The sequence below is a fragment of the Blautia fusiformis genome (assembly GCF_020686995.1).
Classification (GTDB): Bacteria; Bacillota; Clostridia; order Lachnospirales; family Lachnospiraceae; genus Blautia_A; species Blautia_A fusiformis.
In genome coordinates, this window is sequence record NZ_JAJEPT010000020.1 from 18,670 (window position 1) to 44,012 (window position 25,343).

Here is a 25,343-nt window from a genome sequence, read left to right on the forward strand (position 1 = left end):
ATGGGAAAGATTTTTTACATTATGGGAAAAAGCTCTTCCGGTAAGGACAGTATTTACAGACAGCTGGAGGGGAACCAGGAGCTGGGGCTTAAGCGGCTTGTGATCTATACTACCCGTCCGATCCGGGATGGAGAGGAGAACGGAAGAGAATATTTTTTTGCAGATGAGAATAAACTGAAGGAGTTCCGAAGAAACGGGAAGCTGATCGAGGCGCGTACTTATCAGACAGTTTACGGGCCGTGGACATATTTTACTGCGGATGACGGGCAGGTGTCTGTGGGTAATGACAGCTATCTGGGGATCGGTACACTGGAGTCTTTTGTGAGGCTCCGGGAGTATTACGGCAATGAAGTGATGTGGCCGGTTTATATAGAGGTGGAAGACGGAGAGCGTCTGGAGCGTGCGCTTGCCAGGGAGAAGACCCAGGAGGTGCCGAAGTACGAGGAGATGTGCAGGCGTTTTCTTGCAGACCAGAATGATTTTTCTGAGGAAAATATTCTTAAAGCAGGTATATGGAAGCGTTTTGAGAATCATAATCTGGATGAATGTGTGAAGGAGATCGTAAATTATATAAAATCTGTACAATAAGGAAAAATAGTTTTTTTTATACAGAAGATTATGTTATAATTAGTTGAAAGATGTCCGCCGGGTATAACGGAGGGCACAAAAGGCAGAAAGAGGTGATTCTTATGGCAGGATTTCATGACATCATCGGCCATGACGATATAATCAGGCATTTGAAGAATGCGATAGAGACAGGGAAGGTATCCCACTCTTATATTTTTACAGGGGAACCGGGATCCGGCAAGAAGCTTCTTGCGGGGACTTTTGCGGCAGCGCTGCAGTGTGAATCGGGAGAGTCTGAACCGTGTATGACTTGTGATTCCTGTAAGAAGGTGATCGGCAAGAATCATCCGGATATCATTACAGTAACTCATGAGAAGCCTGGAAGCATCAGCATTGACGAGGTGCGTGATCAGGTTGTGCGTGATGTGGATATCAAGCCGTACTGCAGTCCGTATAAGATCTATATCATTCCGGATGCGGAGATGATGACGGTGCAGGCGCAGAATGCCATTTTGAAAACTATCGAGGAACCGCCGGAATATGCGGTGATCATGCTGCTGACAAGCAATATCGACAGTCTTCTTCCTACGATCCGTTCCAGATGTGTGCGTCTGGATCTGAAGGTGGTGGATGACAGTCTTGTGAAGGAATATCTGATGGAGCATCTTCAGGTGCCGGATTATCAGGCTGAGATCGATGCGTCTTATGCGCAGGGCAGTATCGGCAAGGCGAAGGAGGCTGCGACTTCTCAGGAGTTTGCAGATATGACTGCCAATGCCCTGAAGATTTTGAAATATGCCAATTCCATGGAGGTTTATGAGCTGACAGAGGCGATCAAGACTTTGACTGCTGATAAGAATAATATCAATGATTATCTGGATATTTTCCAGTTCTGGTTCCGCGATGTTCTGATGTTTAAGGCAACAAGGGAAATTGACAACCTGGTTTTTAAACAGGAGATTAATTTTATCAGAGAGCAGGCCAGCGAGCGTTCTTATGAGAATATCGAAAAAATCCTTGAGGCACTGGAGAAGACGAAGGTGCGTCTCCGTGCCAATGTTAATCTCGAACTTGCCTTGGAGCTCCTGTTCCTGACAATTAGGGAGAAATAGAATGGAAAAGGTAGTTGGAGTCAGATTTCGTAACGTTGGTAAGATTTATTATTTTAATCCTAAGAATTATAAGGTGAAGGTCGGCGATCATGTGATCGTGGAGACTGCCCGTGGTGTGGAGTATGGCCGTGTTGTCCTGGAGCCGCGCAGCGTGAAGGAGGACGAGGTGGTCCATCCGCTGAAGGAGGTTCTCCGTGTTGCAACGAAGGAGGACGAGGATCATGAGGCTGAGAACCGCCAGAAGGAGAAAGAGGCTTTTAAGATCTGTAAGAAGAAGATCCGTGAGCATGGGCTTGATATGAAGCTGATCGATGCGGAGTATACCTTTGATAATAACAAGGTGCTGTTTTATTTTACAGCGGATGGCCGTATTGATTTCCGGCAGCTGGTTAAGGATCTGGCGTCTGTGTTTAAGACCAGGATCGAGCTTCGTCAGATCGGTGTCCGTGATGAGACGAAGATCCTTGGCGGTATTGGTATCTGTGGAAGGACGCTTTGCTGTCATACGTATCTTTCGGAGTTTGCGCCGGTTTCCATCAAGATGGCGAAGGAGCAGAATCTTTCTCTGAACCAGACGAAGATTTCTGGTGTCTGTGGTCGTCTGATGTGCTGTCTGAAGAATGAGCAGGAGACTTATGAGGAGCTGAACCGGAATCTTCCGGGTATCGGTGATATGGTAACGACGCCGCAGGGTGTTTCGGGTACGGTCCAGAGTGTGAATGTTCTCAGGCAGATGGTTAAGATCGTGGTTGAGGTGAATGACGAGAAGGAGATCCAGGAGTTTCCGGTCCGTGATCTGAGGTTCCGCCCTAAGAGAAAAAAGGGTAAGGGTGGTTCTGCTGACCACGAGGAGAAAGAGGTTAAAAAGGGAGATTCGAAGCCGAATGAGAAGTGATCTGGTTTATTGCGGTGAGCGTGTGGATGATCTTCAGAATGGGTTGTTTGTGATCCAGGATCCGAAGAAGTTTTGCTTTGGGATGGATGCGGTTCTGTTGTCTGGCTTTGCCCGGGTGAAGAGGGGTGAGGTTGCGCTGGATATGGGGACCGGTACGGGGATCATTCCGATCTTGCTTTCTGATCGTACGGATGGGGAGCATTTCACGGGGCTGGAGATCCAGCATGAGTGTGCGGAGATGGCTGACCGTAGTGTGAGGTATAATGGTCTTGAGGACAGGGTTCGGATCGTTGAGGGTGATATCAGGGAGGCTGCCGGGATTTTTGGGGCGGCTTCTTTTGATGTGGTGACGTGTAATCCGCCGTATATGATCGGGCAGCATGGGTTGACGAATCCGCATCTTCCGAAGGCGATCGCGAGGCATGAGATTTTGTGTTCGTTTGATGATGTGGCTTGTCAGGCTGCCCGGGTCCTGAAGGACCGGGGGCGGTTTTTTCTGGTGCACAGGCCGTTTCGGCTGGTGGAGCTGATGGCGACTTTGACGAAGTATAAGCTGGAGCCTAAGAGGATGCAGCTGGTGTATCCTTTTATTGATAAGGAGCCGAATATGGTGTTGATCGAGGCTTGTAAGGGCGGGAATTCCAGGATCCGGGTTGAGCGGCCGCTGGTGGTTTATGAGCGGCCTGGGGTTTATACGGAGGATGTTTTGGAGTTGTATCGGATGGTGTGAATGTTGTGATATTGTGGCTTAGGGTGGCTGCCTGGTTGGTTGTTTGGTTGTGAGAGATTGGGAGGCTACTCGGGAGGTTTTGGGCCATCGGCGCTGCGCTGGATGGCTGGGAGGTAGTGGTGGCTGTGGTACTTCGGTTGGTGAAGGGACGGCGAGGGGAGGCAGGCTGAGATTCAAAGCGAGAGATCGCAACGCATAGTGCGCTGAGTATCGAAGAATACAGACATCTTGCCGAAAGTGAACCACAGAGAAAGTGAAGAAATAAAACAACATCGGCACAGCGTGGCGCGCTGAGTACCGAAGAATACAGGCATCTTGCCGGAAGTGAATCACAGAGAAAGTGAAGAAATAAAACAACATCGGCACAGCGTAGTGCGCTGAATACCGAAGCATACAGACACAAGTCAACAAATAAGAACAACGAATCCCTTGCACTACTTAAAAAAAGCCCAAGGGGTGTGCAGAGGGGGCGCGGCTTTGCGGCCCCTTTGCGGTTTTCAAAGTTCCCAAACTTAAACAAACCCCCGTGGTCAAGCGGAATATCCCCCGCGGTTAAGCGGAATATCCCCCCGCGGTTAAGCAAAACAACTCCCCCACGGCCAAGTGGAAAACAACTCCCCGCGGTCAAGCGAGAAAAGAGGCAAATATGAAACAAAACGGAAAACTATACTTATGCGCCACCCCCATAGGAAACCTCGAAGACATCACCCTTCGAGTACTAAGAACCCTTCGGGAAGTGGACTTAATCGCTGCGGAGGATACCCGCAACAGCATAAAACTTCTGAATCATTTTGATATAAAAACCCCCATGACCAGCTACCACGAATACAATAAGATCGATAAGGGCCATGTCCTCGTGGAAAAGCTGCTGGCGGGTACAAACATTGCGTTGATCACAGATGCAGGTACTCCGGGTATCTCAGACCCCGGGGAGGAGCTTGCCGCCATGTGTTATGAAGCCGGAATTGAAGTGACTTCACTTCCGGGTCCTGCTGCCTGTATCACTGCTCTGACTTTGTCAGGCCTGCATACCAGGCGTTTTGCTTTCGAGGCTTTTCTTCCGGCGGATAAGAAAGAACGAAAAACGATCCTGGAGGAGCTTTCCTGTGAAACCAGGACTATTATTCTGTATGAGGCACCTCACAGGCTTGTACGGACTCTTGGTGAGCTCAGAGAGGCGCTTGGCAACCGCCGGATGACTCTTTGCAGAGAGCTGACCAAGAAGCATGAGACGGCATTCCGGACTACGATCGATGATCTGATGGATTTTTATAAAGATGAGAAGCCGCTGGGTGAGTGTGTTCTTGTGATCGAGGGCAGGAGCCGCAGTGAGATGGAGGCGGAGAAGCGTGCTTCCTGGGAGGAGATTTCCATTGCGGAGCATGTGGCGATGTATGAGCAGCAGGGGAATTCCAGGAAGGATGCCATGAAGCTTGCTGCCAAGGATCGTGGTGTTTCCAAGCGGGATATTTATAAGGCGCTTCTGGATGGAGAAGATTCTGCTGAATGATCAGGTGTAATTGTGGTACGGATCGTAGGTAACGTGATCGTGGATGATTGAATAAGCTGCATACTGTGACCAAGGATTTTTGGGAACGTATGTGGCTTTTTTTTGTGGTAATAAAAAGTACTGTGCGGATTTTGTCGAAATGATTTGCTTGCAGTATAGACCATATTGTGGTAAGCTGATCTTATCAAAAATAAAAAGCAGTTCCGGGATTCTATGGAAATGCTGTAAAAGCATATTTTCTAAAAATAATCTTATTTTTCTATTACATTTCATATATCAGGCAGATTGCCTGTCATCTCAGAAAATTCATGCTTTTTTCCATTTTTCAGCAGGAGTTTTCAGATGAGGCTCCTTGAGATCAAAACAGAGGAGTCGTGTATGATCGTAAACAATAACAGAACAAACAGCTCTAACCTGCGGCAGTGGCATCCTGCATTTTTTGCTGATATCCAGATAGAACTGGAGGCAGAAAGGGAGAATCTGATTTTTGAGAATGAGCATCAGCTTGGGACGAAACCAATGGAGATCGATGCGCTTGTGATCAAAAAGAAATCAGATATCCCCATTAATAAAAACATAGGAAGGATCTTCCGAAAATATAATATCATTGAATATAAGAGTCCGACGGATTATATAAGCATCAATGATTTTTATAAGGTGTGTGGATATGCCTTTTTTTATAAAGCAGATACGGTAACTGAGGATGAAATCCCAATTGAGGAGATTACAATCTCTTTGGTAAGTAGGGCATATCCCCGGAAGATGCTCCGTCATTTGAGGGAGTTTTGGAAATGCCGGGTAAAAAAGATGGAAGAAGGAATTTATTACGTAACAGGATCTAAGATCCCAATCCAGGTCATTGTAACAGAGCAGTTGTCAAAGAAGAAAAATCTGTGGCTGAGAAGTCTGACTGATAGAATAAAAGATAAGGAAGATATGAAACGACTTCTCAATGAATACAGAGAAAAGCAGAAAAATCCTTTGTACGAATCAGTTATGCAGATGATCGTAAGGGCTAATGAAGAAAAATTCAGGGAGGCGGATTGTATGTGTGAAGCATTAAATCGGATCATACAGGATCAGATCGAGGAAAAGATAAGAAAAAGTTTACAGGCTGGCTATGATGAAGGGTATGGAATTGGAATGCAGGATGGAATAAAGGATGGAATGCAGCGGGGAATGCAACAGGGAATGCAGCAGGGAATGCAGCAGGGAATGCAGCGGGGAGAACATAGTATTAACAGTTTGATCCTCTGCCTTGCTGAGCTGGGGAGGACGTCTGATATTATAAGATCGGCATCAGATCCGGAATACCAGAAGAAATTGTTAAAGGAATTTGGGCTTTTGCCGGAGTAGCTGAATATTCCATATGTTTTAAGAGCATATTGTGCTATGTTTTGGGATTGCATTTAATAAGATACTTTTTTGACTGTATTTCCTATGATTTTGCGTGGAAATACAGGCTTTTTTGTGCTATAATAAACTCTGTATTCGTATGTAAAAAATATTTATTTTACAGGTATAAATGACACTTCCGGAGCGGGTTTGAGAATTGCTTTCTGCAAAATGAAAATACAGTATTTCCTGAAATTAACAGATCAGTTTATCTTGCTCAGGATTTGATGTAATGATTTCTGAAGCTGCTATGGTTCTGCAGAAATGAATTTTCAAACACGTCCGGACGACAAGAACAGGAGGAATGACATGGGCGCAGAGAATACAGAATACGGCGCGGATCAGATCCAGATCCTGGAAGGACTGGAAGCCGTACGTAAGAGGCCTGGAATGTATATCGGAAGTACCTCCAGCCGTGGACTTCATCATCTCGTATATGAGATCGTGGATAACGCAGTCGATGAAGCACTGGCTGGTTTTTGTACGGAGATCCATGTAGATATCAATCCGGATAATTCCATTACAGTTACAGATAATGGTCGTGGTATTCCGGTTGGTATCAATCATAAGGCTGGTATTCCGGCAGTTGAGGTTGTATTTACCATTCTTCACGCAGGCGGTAAGTTCGGCGGTGGAGGATATAAGGTTTCCGGTGGTCTTCACGGTGTTGGTGCATCTGTTGTAAATGCACTTTCCGAATGGCTGGAGGTTATCATCTACCGAGAGGGTAAGGAATACAAACAGAGATATGAGCGTGGCAAGACTATGTACCCGCTGAAGGTGGTAGGTGACTGTGATCCGGGGCTTTCAGGAACGAAGGTTTATTTCCTTCCGGACAAGGAGATCTTTGAGGAGACTGTTTATGATTATGATATCCTGAAACAGAGACTTCGTGAGATGGCTTTCCTGACTAAGGGTCTTCGTATCGTTCTGGAGGATAAGAGAGAGGGTCAGGAGCGCGAGAAGGTATTCCACTATGAGGGGGGTATCCGTGAGTTTGTAAGCTACCTGAACAGAAGCAAGGAGGCTCTTTACCCGGAGATCATTTACTGTGAGGGTGAGAAGGACGGCGTGTCTGTAGAGGTTGCGCTGCAGCATAATGACTCCTATACAGAGAACACCTATGGCTTTGTAAACAATATCAATACACCGGAGGGCGGTACACACATTACCGGTTTCCGTAATGCGATCACCAATACATTTAATGATTATGCACGTAAGAACAAGCTTCTCAAGGACAGTGAGCCGAACTTAAGCGGTGATGATATCCGTGAGGGCCTGACTGCGATCGTCAGTGTTAAGATCGAGAATCCGCAGTTTGAGGGTCAGACCAAGCAGAAGCTTGGAAACAGTGAGGCAAGAGGTGCGGTAGACAGTGTTGTAAGTAAACAGCTGGAGATTTTCCTGGAGCAGAATCCTGCAGTTGCCAAGGCTACCGTTGAGAAATCTGTTCTTGCACAGAGAGCCAGAGAGGCAGCCAGAAAGGCACGTGACCTTACAAGAAGAAAATCCGCACTGGACAGCATGTCACTTCCTGGAAAGCTTGCAGACTGTTCTGACAAGAATCCGGAGAACTGTGAGATCTATATCGTAGAGGGAGATTCCGCGGGCGGTTCTGCCAAGACAGCGAGAAACCGTGCCACACAGGCAATCCTTCCGCTGCGTGGTAAGATCCTGAATGTTGAGAAGGCACGTCTGGATAAGATTTACGGAAACAAAGAGATCAAGGCAATGATCACTGCCTTCGGAACCGGAATCCATGAGGATTTTGATATTTCCAAGCTTCGTTATCACAAGATCATCATTATGACCGATGCCGATGTTGACGGTGCGCATATCGCAACACTGCTTCTGACCTTCCTGTATCGTTTCATGCCGGAGCTGATCAAGCAGGGATATGTATACCTGGCGCAGCCTCCTCTCTATAAAGTGGAGAAGAACAAAAAGGTATGGTATGCATATGACGATGATGAGCTGAACAATATCCTTACCGAGATCGGACGTGACGGAAACAATAAGATCCAGCGTTATAAAGGTCTGGGTGAGATGGATGCCGAGCAGCTCTGGGAGACTACTATGGACCCTGAGAAGAGAATCCTTCTCCGTGTGACCATGGACGAAGCTGCCACATCTGAGATCGATCTGACATTTACCACTCTTATGGGAGACAAGGTAGAGCCAAGACGTGAATTTATCGAAGAAAATGCAAGATTCGTTAAGAATCTTGATATCTAGGAGAATAAAGAAGAATGGAAGATAATATTTTTGACAAAGTCCACGAAGTGGATCTGGAAAAAACGATGAAGGAATCTTACATCGACTATGCCATGAGTGTTATCGCCTCACGAGCTTTGCCTGATGTAAGAGACGGTCTGAAGCCGGTACAGCGTCGAGTTCTGTACTCTATGATCGAGCTGAATAATGGTCCTGACAAGCCACACAGAAAATGTGCGCGTATTGTCGGTGATACCATGGGTAAATATCATCCGCACGGTGACAGCTCCATCTATGGTGCGCTGGTCAATATGGCTCAGGAATGGTCCACAAGATATCCGCTGGTTGACGGGCATGGAAACTTTGGTTCCGTGGATGGTGACGGTGCGGCTGCCATGCGATATACAGAGGCACGTCTCAGCAAGATATCCATGGAGATGCTTGCTGACATCAACAAGGATACGGTTGATTTTCAGCCGAACTTTGATGAAACAGAGCGTGAGCCGGTTGTGCTTCCGGCACGTTTTCCGAACCTTTTGGTAAACGGTACTACAGGTATTGCGGTAGGTATGGCAACCAATATTCCGCCGCATAACCTTCGTGAAACTATCAATGCAGTTGTTAAGATCATTGATAACATTGTAGAAGAAGACAGAGAAACAGCTATGGAGGAGCTTCTTGAGATCGTAAAGGGACCGGATTTCCCTACAGGAGCGACCATCCTCGGAACGAGAGGAATCGAGGAAGCTTACCGTACCGGACGTGGCAAGATCCGTGTCCGTGCGGTGACGAATATCGAGACTTTGCCAAACGGTAAATCCCGTATCGTGGTTACCGAGCTCCCGTACCTTGTAAACAAGGCACGTCTGATCGAGAAGATCGCAGAGCTTGTCCGTGACAAAAAGATCGACGGGATCACAGACCTGAACGACCATTCCAGCCGTGAGGGTATGCGAATCTGTATTGATCTTCGTAAGGATGCCAATGCCAACGTGATCCTGAATCTGCTTTACAAGCATACACAGCTGCAGGATACTTTTGGTGTGATCATGCTTTCTCTTGTTCCAAATCATGGAAGTATGGAACCGAAGGTTCTGAACCTGAAAGAGATGCTGGAGTACTATCTGGAGCATCAGGAGAATGTAGTTCGCAGAAGAACACAGTATGATCTTAATAAGGCACAGGAGAGAGCCCATATTTTGGAGGGTCTTCTGAAGGCACTTGATAATATTGACGAAGTGATCCGCATCATCCGTGGTTCCCGCAACGTACAGATCGCCAAGCAGGAGCTGATCGACCGTTTTGAGCTGACAGATGTGCAGGCACAGGCGATCGTGGATATGCGTCTCCGTGCACTGACAGGTCTGGAAAGAGAGAAGTTGGAGGCTGAGTATGCAGAGCTTATGGAGAAGATCCGCAAGTTCCAGGCAATCCTTGCTGACCGCAAGCTCCTTCTCCGAGTGATCCGTGAGGAGATCCTTGCCATTGCAGAGAAATACGGCGATGACAGAAAGACTTCCATCGGATACGATGTATATGATATCTCTACAGAGGATCTGATCCCGAGAGAAAATACAGTGATCGCAATGACAAAGCTTGGTTATATCAAGCGTATGACCGTTGACAACTTCCGCAGCCAGAACCGTGGCGGCAGAGGAATCAAGGGTATGCAGACGATTGAGGATGACTATATCGAAGAGCTTCTGATGACGACAACGCACCATTATCTCATGTTCTTTACTAATACAGGACGTGTATACAGACTGAAGGCATATGAGATCCCGGAGGCCGGTCGTACAGCCAGAGGAACTGCGATCATCAATCTTCTGCAGCTTGCACCGGGAGAAAAGATCACAGCTGTGATCCCGCTTCGTAAATATGAAGAGGGTCATTATCTGATGATGGCCACCAAGAAAGGCCTTGTGAAGAAAACTCCGATCAAGGATTACGAGAATGTCCGTAAGACAGGTCTTACAGCAATCGTTCTCCGTGATGATGACGAGCTGATCGAGGTTAAGGCTACTGATAATAACAAAGATATTATTCTTGTGACCAGGGACGGACAGTGTATCCGCTTTAAGGAAACGGATGTCCGCAGCACAGGCCGTGCGTCCATGGGAGTAAGAGGTATGAATCTTACTGACGGTGATGAAGTTGTTGCCATGCAGCTGAACACTCAGGGAGATTATCTGCTTGTAGTTTCCGAGAACGGAATGGGCAAACGTACAGCTATGAGTGAGTTCGTTGTCCAGAACCGTGGCGGTAAGGGTGTGAAGTGCTACAAGATCACCGAGAAGACCGGAAATGTTGTCGGCGCCAAGGCTGTCAACGAAGAGAACGAGATCATGATGATTACTACAGAGGGTATCATTATCCGTCTGCAGTGTGCAGATATCTCTGTTCTTGGAAGGATCACCTCCGGTGTGAAGATGATCAATCTTACAGAAGGCGTAACCGTTGCAAGTATCGCCAAGGTAAGAGATAAAGATCCGGAAGCAGATACAACTACCGAAAAAGCTGACGGAGAAACCGGCGATAACGAAGAAGGCTCTGCAGAGGAAGCTGTCACAGGCAGTGAAGAGGAATAAGGTCGAGGATAAGTCATGACGACGACAAAGAAAAAACGCAGAAAAAAATCAGTAAAGAAGCTGAAATACTCTAATAAAAAACTGAATTTTGTCCACATTGCGACACTGGCGGGGATCATTCTGATCCTGCTGGTGATCGTTCTGGCGGCCAGAGGTTGCGGAAAGATCAGTCACAGAACTCCGGAGGGGGTTGTGGAAGGCTACATCAAAGCGGCAGCAGCAGGCAAGAATAAAAAGATGCAGAGCTGTTACAGTGCGGATAAGTTATCGGATGAGGCGAAAACAGAGATTTCCTCCACGATAAAATATTTTCAGGCCCATGGAGTAAAGGATGTAAATATCGACAGCTGTGGCTCCATTTCTGAAAACAAAAATTATTCTTATGTTTATATCCGCTATAATCTTGTTCTGGAGAACGAGCAGGAATATCCATGTATCAGTACCTATCTTGTAAAGGTCCAGGACAAAAAGTATTATCTGTATGCACCTTCTGAGATTTCAGATAAGATCAGCCAGCAGGCTGCCAAGGATTATCAGAAATTTATGACTACGAAAACCTATACAGATTATACAAAGGCTTATGAGGTTTTTCTGAAAAAGAATCCGGGATACGAGGATAAGATCGCAGGGAAACTGAACGGATAAAGCAGAGGCGGGAGGATGTAAGAATGAAGCGGATTTTGCTGATGGTGCTCAGAAATATAGTCTTTGTTCCTTACTGGTGGATCAAGCTTTGCTGGTATGCAGCGCATACAGATGATTATCCGGAAGAGAAGAAATACGCATTCCTGAGACTGGTAGATGAGCATGCCATTGAAGGCGGAAATATCCATATTGATGTGCATGGAGCTGAAAATATCCCAAAAGAAAAGGGGTTTATGTTTTTTCCGAATCACCAGGGACTGTTTGATGTGCTGGCGATCATCCGGGCATGCCCGGTTCCTTTTTCGGTAGTTGCCAAGAAGGAAGTTGGAGAGATTCCTTTTCTGAAGCAGGTTTTTGCCTGTATGAAGGCCTTTATCATTGACAGGGAAGACCTGAAGCAGTCCATGCAGGTCATTGTCAATGTAATACGGGAAGTGAAGGCTGGTCGTAATTATCTGATCTTTCCGGAGGGAACCAGAAGTAAAAACGGAAATCATCCGGGGCCGTTCAAGGGCGGCAGCTTCAAGACTGCCACCAAGACGAAATGCCCGATCGTTCCGGTTGCACTGATCGATTCCTTTAAGGCTTTTGATACCGGTTCTACAGAGAGGATCACCGTACAGGTGCATATCCTTCCTCCGATGTATTATGAGGAATACAAAGATATGCATACCACAGAGCTCGCAGAAGAAGTGAAGAGACGGATCGAAAAGGTGATCGAAGAGAATATTATGTAAAAAAGAAAAGACTTTGATGAAGTTGGAATAAAAACATCATCAAGGTCTTTTTTTTGTTGTATGTTTTATATAAAAACGAAACGTTTTATTTGTGAATTGTTGGGCATATACAACCAAAAGGTTTGATGATAACATAGAGGCATCCATACAATATAAATAAAAGATGTAAAGAGGACGAACAGATGAAAAAAGAAGAATACCTTTCTCTGATCGATGAGGTGATCGCACAGGGACCATACACGGATACCTGGGATTCTCTCTGTGAGCATCCTACGCCGAAGTGGTATGCAAGAGATAAATTCGGAATTTTTATCCACTGGGGTGTTTACAGTGTTCCGGCTTTCGGAAACGAATGGTATCCCAGAAATATGTATGTGAAAGGCTCTAAGGAGAACCTGCATCATACAGAGAAATACGGAACTCTGGATAAATTCGGCTACAAGGATTTTATTCCTCAGTTTAAGGCTGAGAAGTTTGATCCGAAGGAATGGGCGACCTTATTTAAAGAGGCGGGGGCGAAATTCGTAGTTCCGGTAGCGGAGCATCACGATGGATTTCAGATGTATGCCAGTGACCTTTGTCGCTGGAACGCTGCTGAGATGGGACCGAAAAGAGATATTCTCGGAGAGCTGAAGACAGAGGTTGAGAAAGAGGGAATGGTTCTCGGTGCTTCTTCTCACAGAGCAGAGCATTACTGGTTCTTTAATGGAGGTCGTCAGATCCCGGAGGCTGATGTCAATGATCCGGAATATGCGGATCTTTATGGGCCGGCAGCAGGAATCACCAGAGATATGAGTGATATTTATGACAATCCTCCGACAGAGGAGCATATGCAGGACTGGCTTGTCCGCACCTGCGAGATCGTGGATAAATATCAGCCATCCATCGTGTATTTTGACTGGTGGATCCAGCAATATGCATGGAAACCGTATCTTCGTAAATTTGCAGCATATTATTACAACCGTTCTGCACAGTGGGGAAAAGAAACAGCTATTGATGCCAAATTTGACGCATATGTTTATGGCAGCGCAGTCAATGATCTGGAAAGAGGTCAGTTAGACCATATCACGCCGGATCTGTGGCAGAATGATACGTCTGTAGCTAAGAACTCCTGGGGCTATACCATTGGAAATGATTATAAGAAGCCTTCCGATGTAGTGCTGGATCTGATCGATGTAGTCAGCAAAAATGGTGCACTTCTTCTTAATATCGGACCGAAGCCGGATGGAACAATTCCGGAAGAGGATGCACATATCCTGAGAGAAATGGGAAAATGGCTGAAGGTAAACGGAGAGGCGATATACGGAACCAGATACTGGAAGACATTCGGAGAGGGACCGACGGTGGTTCCGGAGGGACATTTCACGGATACCTATGATAAGCAATTTACTTCTGAGGATATCCGTTTTACAAGTAAGAGCAATCATATTTATGCGACTGTTCTGCACTGGCCGGAGGATGGAGAGATCCATATCAAAGCTCTTGGCAATGATATGAAGCTTTTGAAATCCACGATCCGGGATATTGAGATCCTCGGAACAGATCTGCATCCGGCATTTGCGAGAAATAAAGAACTGGATATTTCCTGCGGAAGAGGGGTTATTGAGGCGGGAGATATGCCGGTGGTATTGAAGATCACAGTAGAATAGCTGTTGGGGGAAGCAAGTAAATTATAATGTCTTTTTGAAAGGACAGAAAGGATAAGGTATTTTAATTATGGGAGATGTAAGATTCACAGGAAACTGGAACTCTGTAAATGCACACACAGTTCCAAAATGGTATGAGGATTGTAAATTTGGAATTTTTATCCATTGGGGAATTTATTCCGTGCCGGCATTTGCACCGCATACATGGGAGCTGGGAGAGGTTGATTCCAAGGAATGGTTTGCGGATAATCCGTATGCAGAATGGTATTACAATTCTCTGAACATTGGAAAAGGTCCTACATATAAGCATCATATAGAAAAATACGGAAAAGATTTCAAATACGAAGATTTTATTCCTATGTGGAAAGCTGAAAACTGGGATCCGAAGCAGTGGGCAGAGATCTTCAAAGAAGCAGGTGCGGAGTATGTTGTTCTGACAACCAAGCATCATGACGGATTCTGCCTGTTCCCAAGTAAATATACACATTTCAATTCCGTAGAAATGGGACCGAAGAGAAATATCACCGGTGAGCTGACAGAAGCTGTCCGTGACGCAGGAATCCGCATGGGCCTGTATTATTCCGGACTGATCGACTGGCAGTATGCAAACGATCCTATTTTTGAGGATGATGATCTGTTTGGAACAGCCAGCCCGACATTTGCATATGCAGATTATTCCTATAATCAGATGAAAGAGCTTGTAGATGATTATGCACCGAGTGTGTTCTGGAATGATATCGGATGGCCGACACAGAGTGAAGAGATGATGCCGTATTTCTTTGCACATTATTACAATAAGGTTCCGGAGGGTGTGGTAAATGACCGTTTCAACGGACGTTATCACGATTTCCTTACTAAGGAATATAAATCCGGTTCTGTAAACAGAAATGAGAAATGGGAGATGTGCCGTGGAATGGGCTTATCCTTCGGTTATAATGCCAACGAAGGCGATGACAAGCTGATCTCTGTTCCGGATCTGATCTCACTTCTTGTCGGAACAGTGGCAAATAACGGAAATCTTCTCCTGAACATCGGCCCGAAGGCAGATGGAACGATTCCGGAGGAGCAGGTAAGAAGACTGAAGATCCTGGGTGCATGGCTGAAGGTAAACCATGACGGTATTTACGGAACACGCTGCAGTGACCGTGAATCTGAGCTGCTTGAGAGTGGAATCGAGCTCCATTATACACAGAAAGACGGAAATCTGAATGTGTTTGCAGATCATCTGAAGGAAGGTGCCAATGAATTCCTGATCAAGGGCTATCACGGAGCGCTGAGACCATTTGATCCGGCAGTGAAGGTAGAAACTGAAGATACTGCAGAAGGACTTCTTGTGAAGATCCCGGAATATAAAGAAGATATGTATGTGGTTGGATTAACCAACAGATTCTAAATGATGAACAGGAGAACCGGATGTATGTCGGTCCTTTTGTTGCTGCATGGGAGAAGATCGTGGATATCCGATTGATTCTCAGGGAGGGAGCTTTTATGTTTGGGAAAAAAATCGCAATACTGTTATCAACGGCAATGATCCTGACAGGGTCCTGTGTATCTTCTGTGGCTGTACATGCACAGACTGGTTATGCGGCTGAATATGCACAGGAAGCATCGGCAGCAGGTGTGCAGAGCACTGCAAAGCTTGTTGCGAAGGGCTCCTGTGGAAGCAAAGCTGTTTACCGGTTGTACTCCAATGGAAACCTGCAGATACAGGGAAAAGGGGAGGTTAAGGTTACCGATGATTTTTCATACAGATCAGCAATGATAAAAACAGTAACCGTTGCATCTGGGATCACGGGAATCGGTGACAGAACCTTTTCAGGCTGCAGAAATATGAAGAGGATTTCGTTGCCGGGAACTCTGCGGAGTATTGGAGTAAGAGCATTTGGAGATACTGCGATCACCAGGATCAAGCTTCCTGATGGACTGAAAAGCATTGGTGCATATGCTTTTTACCAGAGTAAGCTTATGAGCCTGGATGTACCGAAAACTGTGACAAAAATTGATGAATATGCTTTCAGTTACTGTAACAATCTGGAATCTGTCAGCATTCCGGGAAGTGTGAAAATATTACCGGAATCGTTATTTGAGGCGGATATGAAGCTGAAAAAGGTTACGCTTGGACAGGGCGTTTCCAGGATAGAAAGAGCGGCCTTTCGGCATTGCGGTTTGACAGGAGTAAGCTTTCCGGACAGTGTTACGGTTATTGGTGAAGGTGCGTTTTCTTTTTGTACAGATCTCAGAAAGGTGTCGTTGCCGAAGAAGCTTACAGAGATCGGGAACGGTGTATTCAGTAATTGTCGAAAACTGGGGAATATTACAGTACCTGCCAGTGTGAAAAAGATCAGAAGCCATGCTTTTTATGATTGCCTGGCAATGAAAAAGATTACGATCCTCAACAGTAAAACAGTGATAGAAAAAGAAGCGATCGGCTATAATTTCAATAGTGGAAAAAATAAAACTTTTGTCATTGCCGGAAAAAAGGGTTCTACTGCTCAGACTTACGCAAAGAAAAATGGGTTCCGTTTTTTGAACAATACTGCCGCAGTAAGGACCGCAAAGATGACCGGCGTGCCCAAAACAAAAACCATACTTCGTGGAAAAACATACACGATCCAGGCAGTGACTGTGCCGTATTACAGCGACGAAAAGATTCTTTTCCGTTCCTCGGATCGCAGGATCGCTACGGTAAATTCCAAAGGTGTTGTAAAGGGAATCCGAAAAGGGACGGCCGTGATCACCGTGCAGAGCGGAGCGAAAAAACTGAACTGTAAGATAACGGTGAAGTAACGATGAAGCAGGCGTACGTAAAATCGCCATAACAGTGAAAGAATACAAAAGAAAATAAAAACAGAAGCCCGGCAGATGAAACATGGAGAGTTTTCACATGTGCAGCTGCCGGGTTTTTTTATAAATATAGAAAACCCTTAAAATAAGGAATAAAATATCTTGTTATACCCTTAAAATAAGGGTATATTAATAAAAAAGGGGGAATCTAAAATGACAGGATATGCTGTGAAACATTCGATACGGGCAGAAGATATACGAATTTTAAGGAAGAAATTGAAGCTTACACAAAAAGATTTTGCAAAGTTAGTAAATGTATCTCAGAAAACAATAGAAAGATGGGAAAGTGAAAATCGGGATATTACAGGACCGGTTACGACATTAGTTCATATTTTAAACGAGTATCCTCAGATAGAGGAAAACCTCCGCGTGCCGGAAAAAGAATATCCGATACGCTTATGGTACATGTTTAAGAGTGAAATATGTACGATTATTGATGTGGATGAGAGAGGCAGAAAAGTAAAAATATATAATTATACAAACAATTTTATTAAAAAAGCATTTGGCCGAAATGAAAAACCAACCTTTGAAGAATACGAGGAATTTCTGGAATCTCGTTGTTTCCCGAGACAACGAGACAAAATAAAATTGGTATTAGAAGATTTGAATCTGCCATTTTATGATCCGTTTATGATCATAGAAAAGACCGAAGGAAGAATGGCAGAGGATGATTTCTGGATCAGGATTGAGAGGTAAAAATGGTACAGCTTTTTGAACAGGATATCAAAACAAATGACAGACAATCGTCAAAAGGAAACCAATTGAAATGGTGCAGGAACAATGTATGGTATAAAGCTGATTATATGGGATATGAGGGATTGGTGGAATATGTTGTTTCACGTTTGCTGGAAAAATCTTCGCTGAAACAGGAAGAGTATGTTTTATATAAAACAGAAGAGATTAATTATAAGAGAAGAAAATATCTGGGATGTAAAAGTGAAAATTTTTTGCCTGAGGGATGGCAACTTATTACATTAGAAAGACTTTTTTATGGATTTTATAATGAAAGTCTTTATAAAAAATTATTCACGATTCCAGAACATTCGGAAAGACTGGAATTTATAGTAGATCAGACGGAACGCATTACGGGAATTAGCGATTTTGGAAAGTATATGAGTAAGATCCTGGCAATTGATACATTTTTTATGAATGAAGATCGGCATATGCATAATATTGGAGTCTTAATGGATGCAGAAGAAAAATATCATTTATGTCCAATATTTGATAACGGTGCAGGACTGCTATCAGATATACAGATGGATTATCCGATGGAAGAAAACATAAATAATCTGATGGAGGAGGCACGATCAAAAACTCTGTGTGAAGATTTTGATGAGCAGATCGAGATTGCGGAAGAATTGTATGGTCAGCAGATAAGTCTGGAATTTACTAAAAAAGACGTAAAAGAAATATTGGATATGGAAAGTTATTATCCGCAGGAATATAAAGAAAGAGTATTTGAGATTATTATGAGCAGGAGGAGAAAGTACAGATATTTATTTTGAACAACTGCACGTCGTATTTTGGGTATTTTGGTAATAAAGCAGGTACAAAAGTTTTCACATATGCAGCTGCCGGGTTTTTATAGTAGAAAAAATGTTAAAAAATGTCTGTAAACAGACAAAATATGACAAAAATATTCTAAACAAAGTTTGATTAAATGTGATGGGAAATTTATAATTTTAGTATAAATGTGAATTGGAAAATGGGGGAACGGTCACATCCAAAGGTGTTGTAAAAGGCATCAAAAAAGGAACTGCAACCATTACCGTTCAGAGTGGTTCCAAAAAACTGACCTGTAAGGTAACGGTTAAATAATTCAAAGGATATTAGTAATCAGCATTTGTTATTTACTCATAGTTATATCTTATATGTTTGAGTACGCAAAACAGACTGGAGCTTGATAAGAATATATATCAGGTTCTCAGTCTGTTTTTATATATTGCAGGCAAAAAAAGAACACGTTTTCACAAAATAAGATTGACTTTTTTCAAAACTCTTATTATCATATAAAACATATTTAATTACTATGAAATAAGAAATGATAAAAAGTTCTGTTACACTGATGATGCTGAGTTACACAGATGACGTTGAGCAGCTTACAGGACTGGCAGCGGGCAGACTTTTTTCAGAGGGAGGGGACGGGTACATGTCCATCAAGAAGATCGCAGAAAAGGCAGGGGTTTCACCGGCGACGGTTTCCAGAGTTTTGAATAATCCCAATTATAAATGTTCTGTTTCCGGACTCAGGGACAAGATATGGAAAACAGCTATCGAGATGAATTATGTGCCCAACGAGGCGGCCCGGAATCTGAAAAAAGGCGTTTCCGCAAAGCAGGAGAAAACCTGGTACATCAATATCCTGATGACAAGAACCGATTCTTCCACAACGGATCCGTTTTTTGCGGAGCTCCTTCGGGTGATCGAAAGTGAGATCCATGATAAAAACTGCATTCTTTCCAAAGTATGGTATATGTCTGTGTTTTCCGATGACCGGAAGTGCCGAAGGGAGAATCTGGACCGGCTGATCGACGGAATGTATGATGAGGTGGAAGGGAAAAGGGACGGACTGATCATCATCGGCAGATGTAATAAAGAGGCTTTGAAGGAGCTGAATAAGAAGTATAAGAGTGTGGTATCGGTGAACCGGAATTCTACCAATTATGAAGTGGATGAGGTCCTTTGTGATGGGAAAAAGATCGCAGCAGCGGCAGTGGAATATCTGATCTCCCTGGGTCACAAAAATATCGGATATATTGGCCAGTGCCACAGCGAAGACCGGTATAACGGATATCTGGAAACACTGAAAAAGCATGATCTGGATGTGATACCGGAGTATGTTATCGAAACAAAGCAGACTGAGGCCGAGGGCTACGAGGCCATGGAAAAGTTCTTTCAGTCGGACGACATGCCAACCGGAATCTACTGTGCCAATGATATTTCGGCGATCGGAATGCTGAAGTGCCTGAATAAATTTCGGAACCGGTATTATATGCCTTCGATCATATCCAGCGATGATATACAGGAGGCACAGTTTACCAGACCGATGCTGACAACGGTGAGCCTGCCCAAGGAAGATATGGGAAAATTTGCATTGTACCTGCTGCTGGACCGGCTGAAGGGCGGGCATTCCGGTATTGTGCGAATGGAGCTGGAAGGCAGATTGATGATACGGAACAGCTGCAGCAGTGTGGAGGACAGTATGTGGAGCGATTATTGTATCTGAGTGTTGCGGATGCGCAGATATAGTGACAGACAGGATGCGGTTACGCTATGACCAGAGTATTGCGTGAAAACGTTTTCAGATATTCCTATTTAATTAATGGGAATAATATGGTTTAATGTATTCAATTCAAATAAAAAAATTACAGAACCACAGTAAACGGAAAGAACAGGTATGATTTGACAGCGAAATGAAGCATTTACATTGGTGGGAAAAAGATTTCCAAATAAAAATGTGGTTGTAAAGGAGTACACAGATCATGAAAAGAAAACGCATCGCAGGTGTCTGTATCACACTGGCAGCAGTGATACTGGCAGGAACTTTTGCAGTATCGGGAAACAATACAAAGGATAAAAATCATGTGGAGATCATCAATGTGTCCTATGATCCGACCAGAGAATTTTATGAAGCATATAATAAGATTTTTTCAAAATATTGGAAAGAGGAAACCGGTCACAGTGTGGATGTGATCCAGTCTCATGGCGGTTCCGGAAAGCAAGCCCTTGAGATTTCCAATGGACTTCCTGCAGATGTGGCGACACTTGCACTGGAATATGATATTGATGCGATCCGGAATGCCGGTCTGATCGACAAGGGCTGGATCGATGAATATCCGGATGACAGTGCTCCTTATACTTCCACCATTGTATTTCTTGTTCAGAAGGGAAATCCGAAGAATATCCACGACTGGGATGATCTGACAAAGGATGGTGTGGGGGTGATCACTCCCAATCCGAAAACCTCCGGTGGTGCCCGCTGGAATTACATGGCAGCCTGGGCTTATGCCAATGAGAAATATAACGGCAACGAGACAGAGATGAAAGCCTTTATCAAGAAGCTTTACAAAAATGTCCTGGTTCTGGATTCCGGAGCAAGAGGTGCCACAACCTCTTTCGTGGAAAACGGGCAGGGTGATGTGCTGATTGCCTGGGAAAATGAAGCGTTTCTTTCTGTAAGGGATAATCCGGATGATTACGAGATCGTAACGCCGGGCATCAGTATCCTGGCACAGCCATCCGTTGCTGTTGTAGATGAAAATGTGAAAAAGCATGATAATGCAGAAGCTGCGAAAGCATATCTGAAATATCTGTATTCCGATGAAGCTCAGGAGCTGATCGCGGAGAATTACTATAGGCCGGTTGATCAGACGATCCTGAAAAAGCATGCAGATACTTTTAACCTGAAGGTGAAGCTGACAACGATCAAAGATTTCGGCGGCTGGGATGCAGTTCAGAAAAAGCATTTCGCAGACGGCGGAGTGTTTGATGAGATCTATGAAGAGTAGAAGAGCCTGAGATTTTGTAACAGATCAGAGAGTTGTAGAAGAGTCAGAGATTTGCAGCAGACCGGGAATTTGTAACAGACCAGAAACTTAGAATAGAAAAGCGGGGAGACAGAAATGAAGAAACAACAGAGTAAACGTGTGATACCAGGCTTTGGACTGACAATGGGAGTGACTTTGGCGATGCTGAGTATCGTAGTTTTGATCCCTCTTGCGTCTCTGGCAGTATACTCGGCGCGGCTGGGTTTTCGGGAATTTATTGAAGTGATCACACGGCCGAGGGTTTTGTCCGGATTCTATGTAAGCTTTATTACCGCATTTGCGGCCACAGTGATCAATGCTATTATGGGCCTGGTCCTTGCGTGGGTGCTGGTAAGATATGATTTTCCGGGAAAAAGGATCATGGATGGAATGATCGAGCTGCCTTTCGCACTGCCGACTGCGGTTGCCGGTATCTCACTGACATCCCTGACATCCGATAAAGGTCTGGTGGGAAGCTTTTTTGCAAATTTCGGTATTAAGATCGCATATACCAGGATCGGTATCACGGTGGCATTGATCTTTGTGGGAATCCCTTTTGTAGTCAGGGCCATTCAGCCGGTTCTGGAGAAGCTGGACGGTTCCTATGAGGAGGCGGCCCGTGTCATGGGTGCAAAGCCATTCACCGTTTTTCGCAGAGTTATTCTTCCGGAGCTTCTGCCGGCAATGCTTTCCGGGGCGGGACTTGCCTTCGGACGCTGCCTGGGAGAATACGGAAGTGTTGTTTTTATCGCAGGAAACAAGCCTTATTATACAGAGATCACGCCGCTGATCATCATGTCAAAGCTTCAGGAGTTTGACTATGAAAGCGCAACAGCTATCGCACTGGTTACACTGGCAGTATCATTTCTGATCCTGTTTGGTGTGAATCTGGTGCAGGCAAGAAATACGAAACGTATCAGAGGGAGGGATGCATAATGGATGAAAAAAAGAAGCAGGCTTCCGGGCCGGTGAAATGGATCCTTATCGGGATTTCCGTGATCTTTCTTTTTGTGATGCTGGTACTGCCTCTGGTGGTTGTTGTAACCCAGGCGCTGAGCAAGGGCTGGCAGTGCTACGTGCAGGCGGTGACAGATGAGTACACGCTGAAAGCGCTGAAGCTGACCATTGGGGCGACGGCTGCGGCTGTTGTATGCAACACGATCTTTGGTCTGTGTGCGGCATGGGCAATGACCAGATTTCATTTTCGGGGAAAAAAGCTCCTTACCACTTTGATCGATGTTCCGGTTACAGTATCACCGGTTATCGCAGGTCTTATCTATATCCTGGTTTTTGGAAAGCAGAGTCCTCTTTATTCTGTTCTTGAAAGTGCAGGGATACAGATCGTGTTTGCAGTTCCTGGAATTGTCCTGGCAACGATCTTTGTCACATTTCCATTTGTGTCCAGAGAGATCATACCGGTTCTGGAATCCATAGGGTCCGATGAGGAAGAGGCGGCAGCACTGATGGGAGCAAAAGGCTGGACGATTTTTACCAAGGTGACATTTCCGCATATCAAGTGGGCATTTCTCTATGGTGTTGTGCTGTGTACAGCCAGAGCCATGGGAGAGTTTGGAGCTGTGTCCGTACTGTCCGGACATCTCCGTGGAAAAACAAATACACTTCCGCTTCATGTGGAAATTCTTTATAACGAATTCCAGTATGTTCCGGCATTTGCGGTTTCTTCGATCCTGGTGATCCTGGCGGTGATCCTTCTGATCGCAAGAAATGTTCTGGAGCATAAAGGAAAGGGGGAAAAGGGCGATGTACGTTGAGTTAAAAAATATCAATAAAACATATGGGGATTACAAGGCATCTGATAATGTAAGCTTTGGCATCGAAAAGGGGAAGCTGATCGGTCTTCTGGGGCCCAGCGGAAGCGGAAAAACTACGATTCTCCGTATGATCGCCGGTCTGGAGCAGCCAGACAGCGGGGAGATCATCATCGACGGAAGAGTGGTCAATGATGTGCCTGCCAGCGAGCGAGGCATTGGATTTGTGTTCCAGAATTATGCTCTTTTCCGGTATATGACGGTGTATGATAATATTGCATTTGGCCTGAAGGTACAGAAGGCGGACAAGAAGTATATTAAGCAGAGGGTTATGGAACTGGTAGAGCTGATCGGGCTGAAGGGCCTGGAGAAAAGATATCCGAGTCAGCTGTCCGGTGGTCAGAGACAGCGAGTGGCTTTTGCCCGGGCTCTGGCTCCGAATCCGCAGCTTCTCCTTCTGGATGAGCCTTTTGCGGCGATCGATGCAAAGATCCGTACGGAGCTTCGAAGCTGGCTGAAGGATATGATCGAGAAGCTGGGGATCACCAGTATTTTTGTTACTCATGACCAGGATGAGGCTATTGAGGTGGCGGATGAAATTATTATTACCAACCGTGGACGGATCGAGCAGAAGGGAACTCCACTGGAGGTTTATCAGAATCCGGATACTGCGTTTACGGCGGGATTTTTCGGGCAGACTTCTGTGATCGATGATTACCAGGTGTTCAATCACTTCGAGGAAGTTCCGGGAGGCGAAAAAGCCATTGTCCGTCCGGAGTTTGTAAAAGTGACTAAGAAGAACGAGGAACAGAAATATAAAAGCTCCGCAACAGAGGGCATCGTAGAACGAGTCGCATTCCGCGGCAGCAGCCTGGAACTGAAAGTCCGTGTAGGAAACACCACACTCAGCGCCAGAAGAAGCCTTGACGAAGAACCCGTCCGGGAAGGCGAAGTTGTGGATGTGTTTGTGCAGAGGATTTTTGTAACGAAGGGAAATGAGGCAGTACTGCTACATAATACAGCTATGGTTGAGGATTGGTTAGTGATATAAAAAAATGCCGCGGAGCGGCATTTTTTTATGAGCAAGTAGCGTTAGCGGATTGCGAATAACATATGATGTGGCCGCGGGAGCGGCATTTTTTTATGAGCAAGTAGCGCTAGCGGATTGCGAATATCATATGATGTGGCCGCGGAGTGGCATTTTTTTATATATGTGAAATTTTCACACCGTAATATTCTGCAAGGGAATCTACCAGATCATCACGGATTTTTTTGTGGTCATTGCCATCTAGGGACATGACACAGGATACCATCTGACGTTTTTTATCAACGACGCAGTATTGGCCGTAATTGCCGGACAGGATCAGTGTATCTTCCATAGGTCCCATATATATGAAATATCCATAACCATAGCTCTGGTAATCCGGATGCTCCGTCAGTGGATTGTAAGAATCGATATGTTTCTGACAGGCATCAATCACGAATTTTTTTGGGACGATCTGTTTTCCGTTCAGGGAACCCTCATGCAGAAGCAGATGTCCAAAACGAGCCAATTCATCAATCGTCAGATACAGTCCGTTAGCTGCCATACAATGTCCCTGAGGGCAGAGGGTCCAGTCCGGATTCGGAATGCCAACCGGTTCAAAGAAACGATATCGCAGATAATTCAGCAGACCCGTTCCGGATTTCTCTTCCAGAAGAACAGATAAAATATAGGAACAAAAATTGCTGTACACAAAATGAGTACCGGGTGTATATGGAAAAGAATCATTTTGAAAGAAATATCTCACCCAGTCCTTTTCTCTGTATCGCTCTGGTCCATCGCAGAAAAAGAGCGGATCTTTCTGACCGGATGACATGGTAAGAAGATCACGGATCTTTATCTTGTACAGATTTTCAGAAGGGTCGGAAGGGAAATATTTTTCAAACCAGGGATAAATGTATTCATCAAGAGTGATCAGTCCTTCACGTTCTGCGATACCTGCGGCCATTGCAACAAAAGGCTTGCTGATAGACCATATATTTAAACGGGTTTTGACCGGAAAAAGTCTGAATTCTTCTTTTAGAAGATCATTTTTATATATCTGTGCGTAGATGATATTGGAATGATGTTGCTTTGATTTCTCAAGAAAAATATCTAAAATTTCCTGCATGATAATCCCCCC

At 44.9% G+C, this 25,343-nt stretch carries 21 protein-coding genes; 20 read left to right on the forward strand and 1 reads right to left on the reverse strand.

Features of this window, described 5'->3' with window-relative positions; translation table 11 throughout:
* The 20 genes from LKD46_RS14580 (at position 1) to LKD46_RS14675 (ending at position 24,229) form a co-directional block, all read left to right on the forward strand.
* Positions 1 to 588, forward strand: coding sequence for a nucleoside/nucleotide kinase family protein (locus tag LKD46_RS14580; protein WP_092072411.1), 588 nt, complete (start codon positions 1 to 3; stop codon positions 586 to 588).
* 101 nt (positions 589 to 689) lie between these two features.
* Positions 690 to 1,679 (forward strand): DNA polymerase III subunit delta', encoded by a 990-nt coding sequence (holB, locus tag LKD46_RS14585; protein WP_015526578.1) that lies wholly within the window; start codon positions 690 to 692, stop codon positions 1,677 to 1,679.
* A gap of 1 nt (position 1,680) precedes the next feature.
* On the forward strand, positions 1,681 to 2,574 hold the full coding sequence (locus LKD46_RS14590) for a PSP1 domain-containing protein (RefSeq protein WP_021651243.1): 894 nt from the start codon (positions 1,681 to 1,683) through the stop codon (positions 2,572 to 2,574).
* Positions 2,564 to 3,304, forward strand: a complete 741-nt coding sequence (locus LKD46_RS14595; RefSeq protein WP_059086497.1) for a tRNA1(Val) (adenine(37)-N6)-methyltransferase — start codon at positions 2,564 to 2,566, stop codon at positions 3,302 to 3,304. The genes LKD46_RS14590 and LKD46_RS14595 overlap by 11 nt, the downstream gene beginning before the upstream one ends.
* A gap of 646 nt (positions 3,305 to 3,950) precedes the next feature.
* Positions 3,951 to 4,814, forward strand: a complete 864-nt coding sequence (gene rsmI, locus LKD46_RS14600) for a 16S rRNA (cytidine(1402)-2'-O)-methyltransferase (RefSeq protein WP_092072414.1) — start codon at positions 3,951 to 3,953, stop codon at positions 4,812 to 4,814.
* 378 nt (positions 4,815 to 5,192) lie between these two features.
* The gene (locus LKD46_RS14605) at positions 5,193 to 6,170 is read left to right on the forward strand and encodes a 3-isopropylmalate dehydrogenase (RefSeq protein WP_110104099.1); all 978 of its coding nucleotides are present in this window, start codon (positions 5,193 to 5,195) and stop codon (positions 6,168 to 6,170) included.
* Positions 6,171 to 6,518: 348 nt separating this feature from the next.
* Positions 6,519 to 8,444, forward strand: a complete 1,926-nt coding sequence (gene gyrB / locus LKD46_RS14610; protein ID WP_059086496.1) for a DNA topoisomerase (ATP-hydrolyzing) subunit B — start codon at positions 6,519 to 6,521, stop codon at positions 8,442 to 8,444.
* Positions 8,445 to 8,458: 14 nt separating this feature from the next.
* On the forward strand, positions 8,459 to 11,011 hold the full coding sequence (gene gyrA, locus LKD46_RS14615; protein WP_173723259.1) for a DNA gyrase subunit A: 2,553 nt from the start codon (positions 8,459 to 8,461) through the stop codon (positions 11,009 to 11,011).
* Between the two features lie 15 nt (positions 11,012 to 11,026).
* The gene (locus LKD46_RS14620) at positions 11,027 to 11,656 is read left to right on the forward strand and encodes a hypothetical protein (protein WP_021651690.1); all 630 of its coding nucleotides are present in this window, start codon (positions 11,027 to 11,029) and stop codon (positions 11,654 to 11,656) included.
* Between the two features lie 23 nt (positions 11,657 to 11,679).
* Positions 11,680 to 12,393, forward strand: coding sequence for a lysophospholipid acyltransferase family protein (locus LKD46_RS14625; RefSeq protein WP_021651689.1), 714 nt, complete (start codon positions 11,680 to 11,682; stop codon positions 12,391 to 12,393).
* Between the two features lie 182 nt (positions 12,394 to 12,575).
* Positions 12,576 to 14,042 (forward strand): alpha-L-fucosidase, encoded by a 1,467-nt coding sequence (locus LKD46_RS14630; protein ID WP_227574296.1) that lies wholly within the window; start codon positions 12,576 to 12,578, stop codon positions 14,040 to 14,042.
* Between the two features lie 67 nt (positions 14,043 to 14,109).
* Positions 14,110 to 15,432, forward strand: a complete 1,323-nt coding sequence (locus LKD46_RS14635) for an alpha-L-fucosidase (RefSeq protein ID WP_059086493.1) — start codon at positions 14,110 to 14,112, stop codon at positions 15,430 to 15,432.
* A gap of 95 nt (positions 15,433 to 15,527) precedes the next feature.
* The gene (locus tag LKD46_RS14640; protein ID WP_227574297.1) at positions 15,528 to 16,826 is read left to right on the forward strand and encodes a leucine-rich repeat protein; all 1,299 of its coding nucleotides are present in this window, start codon (positions 15,528 to 15,530) and stop codon (positions 16,824 to 16,826) included.
* A 210-nt stretch (positions 16,827 to 17,036) separates the two neighbouring features.
* Positions 17,037 to 17,579, forward strand: a complete 543-nt coding sequence (locus tag LKD46_RS14645; protein ID WP_015526587.1) for a helix-turn-helix domain-containing protein — start codon at positions 17,037 to 17,039, stop codon at positions 17,577 to 17,579.
* Positions 17,580 to 17,581: 2 nt separating this feature from the next.
* Positions 17,582 to 18,388, forward strand: a complete 807-nt coding sequence (locus LKD46_RS14650; RefSeq protein ID WP_227574298.1) for a HipA domain-containing protein — start codon at positions 17,582 to 17,584, stop codon at positions 18,386 to 18,388.
* Positions 18,389 to 18,924: 536 nt separating this feature from the next.
* Positions 18,925 to 20,109 carry a LacI family DNA-binding transcriptional regulator gene (locus tag LKD46_RS14655; protein WP_227574299.1) on the forward strand — a complete coding sequence of 395 codons (1,185 nt, stop codon included), beginning with the start codon at positions 18,925 to 18,927 and terminating at the stop codon, positions 20,107 to 20,109.
* 256 nt (positions 20,110 to 20,365) lie between these two features.
* The gene (locus LKD46_RS14660) at positions 20,366 to 21,391 is read left to right on the forward strand and encodes a sulfate ABC transporter substrate-binding protein (RefSeq protein WP_227574300.1); all 1,026 of its coding nucleotides are present in this window, start codon (positions 20,366 to 20,368) and stop codon (positions 21,389 to 21,391) included.
* 114 nt (positions 21,392 to 21,505) lie between these two features.
* A complete protein-coding gene (cysT, locus tag LKD46_RS14665) occupies positions 21,506 to 22,345 on the forward strand; it encodes a sulfate ABC transporter permease subunit CysT (RefSeq protein WP_059086488.1) in 840 nt (279 codons plus the stop codon).
* Positions 22,345 to 23,181, forward strand: a complete 837-nt coding sequence (cysW, locus tag LKD46_RS14670) for a sulfate ABC transporter permease subunit CysW (RefSeq protein WP_021651678.1) — start codon at positions 22,345 to 22,347, stop codon at positions 23,179 to 23,181. Before cysT ends, cysW begins: the two co-directional genes overlap by 1 nt.
* Positions 23,171 to 24,229, forward strand: a complete 1,059-nt coding sequence (locus LKD46_RS14675) for an ABC transporter ATP-binding protein (protein ID WP_021651677.1) — start codon at positions 23,171 to 23,173, stop codon at positions 24,227 to 24,229. The genes cysW and LKD46_RS14675 overlap by 11 nt, the downstream gene beginning before the upstream one ends.
* A 154-nt stretch (positions 24,230 to 24,383) precedes the next feature.
* Here LKD46_RS14675 and LKD46_RS14680 read toward each other — a convergent pair whose 3' ends face one another.
* Positions 24,384 to 25,331: a serine hydrolase domain-containing protein gene (locus tag LKD46_RS14680; RefSeq protein ID WP_015526597.1), complete on the reverse strand. Its 948-nt coding sequence runs from the start codon at positions 25,329 to 25,331 to the stop codon at positions 24,384 to 24,386.
* Positions 25,332 to 25,343 lie beyond the last annotated feature (12 nt).

What these genes read in the sequence shown, in the direction of transcription:
- LKD46_RS14630 (WP_227574296.1), top strand. Translation starts at nt 12,576, where the DNA reads ATGAAAAAAGAAGAATACCTTTCTCTGATCGATGAGGTGATCGCACAG.
- LKD46_RS14620 (WP_021651690.1), top strand. Translation starts at nt 11,027, where the DNA reads ATGACGACGACAAAGAAAAAACGCAGAAAAAAATCAGTAAAGAAGCTG.
- holB (WP_015526578.1), top strand. Translation starts at nt 690, where the DNA reads ATGGCAGGATTTCATGACATCATCGGCCATGACGATATAATCAGGCAT.
- LKD46_RS14675 (WP_021651677.1), top strand. Translation starts at nt 23,171, where the DNA reads ATGTACGTTGAGTTAAAAAATATCAATAAAACATATGGGGATTACAAG.
- LKD46_RS14655 (WP_227574299.1), top strand. Translation starts at nt 18,925, where the DNA reads ATGATAAAAAGTTCTGTTACACTGATGATGCTGAGTTACACAGATGAC.
- rsmI (WP_092072414.1), top strand. Translation starts at nt 3,951, where the DNA reads ATGAAACAAAACGGAAAACTATACTTATGCGCCACCCCCATAGGAAAC.
- LKD46_RS14640 (WP_227574297.1), top strand. Translation starts at nt 15,528, where the DNA reads ATGTTTGGGAAAAAAATCGCAATACTGTTATCAACGGCAATGATCCTG.
- LKD46_RS14680 (WP_015526597.1), bottom strand. Translation starts at nt 25,331, where the DNA reads ATGCAGGAAATTTTAGATATTTTTCTTGAGAAATCAAAGCAACATCAT.
- LKD46_RS14595 (WP_059086497.1), top strand. Translation starts at nt 2,564, where the DNA reads ATGAGAAGTGATCTGGTTTATTGCGGTGAGCGTGTGGATGATCTTCAG.
- LKD46_RS14650 (WP_227574298.1), top strand. Translation starts at nt 17,582, where the DNA reads ATGGTACAGCTTTTTGAACAGGATATCAAAACAAATGACAGACAATCG.
- gyrB (WP_059086496.1), top strand. Translation starts at nt 6,519, where the DNA reads ATGGGCGCAGAGAATACAGAATACGGCGCGGATCAGATCCAGATCCTG.
- LKD46_RS14605 (WP_110104099.1), top strand. Translation starts at nt 5,193, where the DNA reads ATGATCGTAAACAATAACAGAACAAACAGCTCTAACCTGCGGCAGTGG.
- cysW (WP_021651678.1), top strand. Translation starts at nt 22,345, where the DNA reads ATGGATGAAAAAAAGAAGCAGGCTTCCGGGCCGGTGAAATGGATCCTT.
- gyrA (WP_173723259.1), top strand. Translation starts at nt 8,459, where the DNA reads ATGGAAGATAATATTTTTGACAAAGTCCACGAAGTGGATCTGGAAAAA.
- LKD46_RS14580 (WP_092072411.1), top strand. Translation starts at nt 1, where the DNA reads ATGGGAAAGATTTTTTACATTATGGGAAAAAGCTCTTCCGGTAAGGAC.
- LKD46_RS14635 (WP_059086493.1), top strand. Translation starts at nt 14,110, where the DNA reads ATGGGAGATGTAAGATTCACAGGAAACTGGAACTCTGTAAATGCACAC.
- LKD46_RS14645 (WP_015526587.1), top strand. Translation starts at nt 17,037, where the DNA reads ATGACAGGATATGCTGTGAAACATTCGATACGGGCAGAAGATATACGA.
- LKD46_RS14660 (WP_227574300.1), top strand. Translation starts at nt 20,366, where the DNA reads ATGAAAAGAAAACGCATCGCAGGTGTCTGTATCACACTGGCAGCAGTG.
- LKD46_RS14625 (WP_021651689.1), top strand. Translation starts at nt 11,680, where the DNA reads ATGAAGCGGATTTTGCTGATGGTGCTCAGAAATATAGTCTTTGTTCCT.
- LKD46_RS14590 (WP_021651243.1), top strand. Translation starts at nt 1,681, where the DNA reads ATGGAAAAGGTAGTTGGAGTCAGATTTCGTAACGTTGGTAAGATTTAT.
- cysT (WP_059086488.1), top strand. Translation starts at nt 21,506, where the DNA reads ATGAAGAAACAACAGAGTAAACGTGTGATACCAGGCTTTGGACTGACA.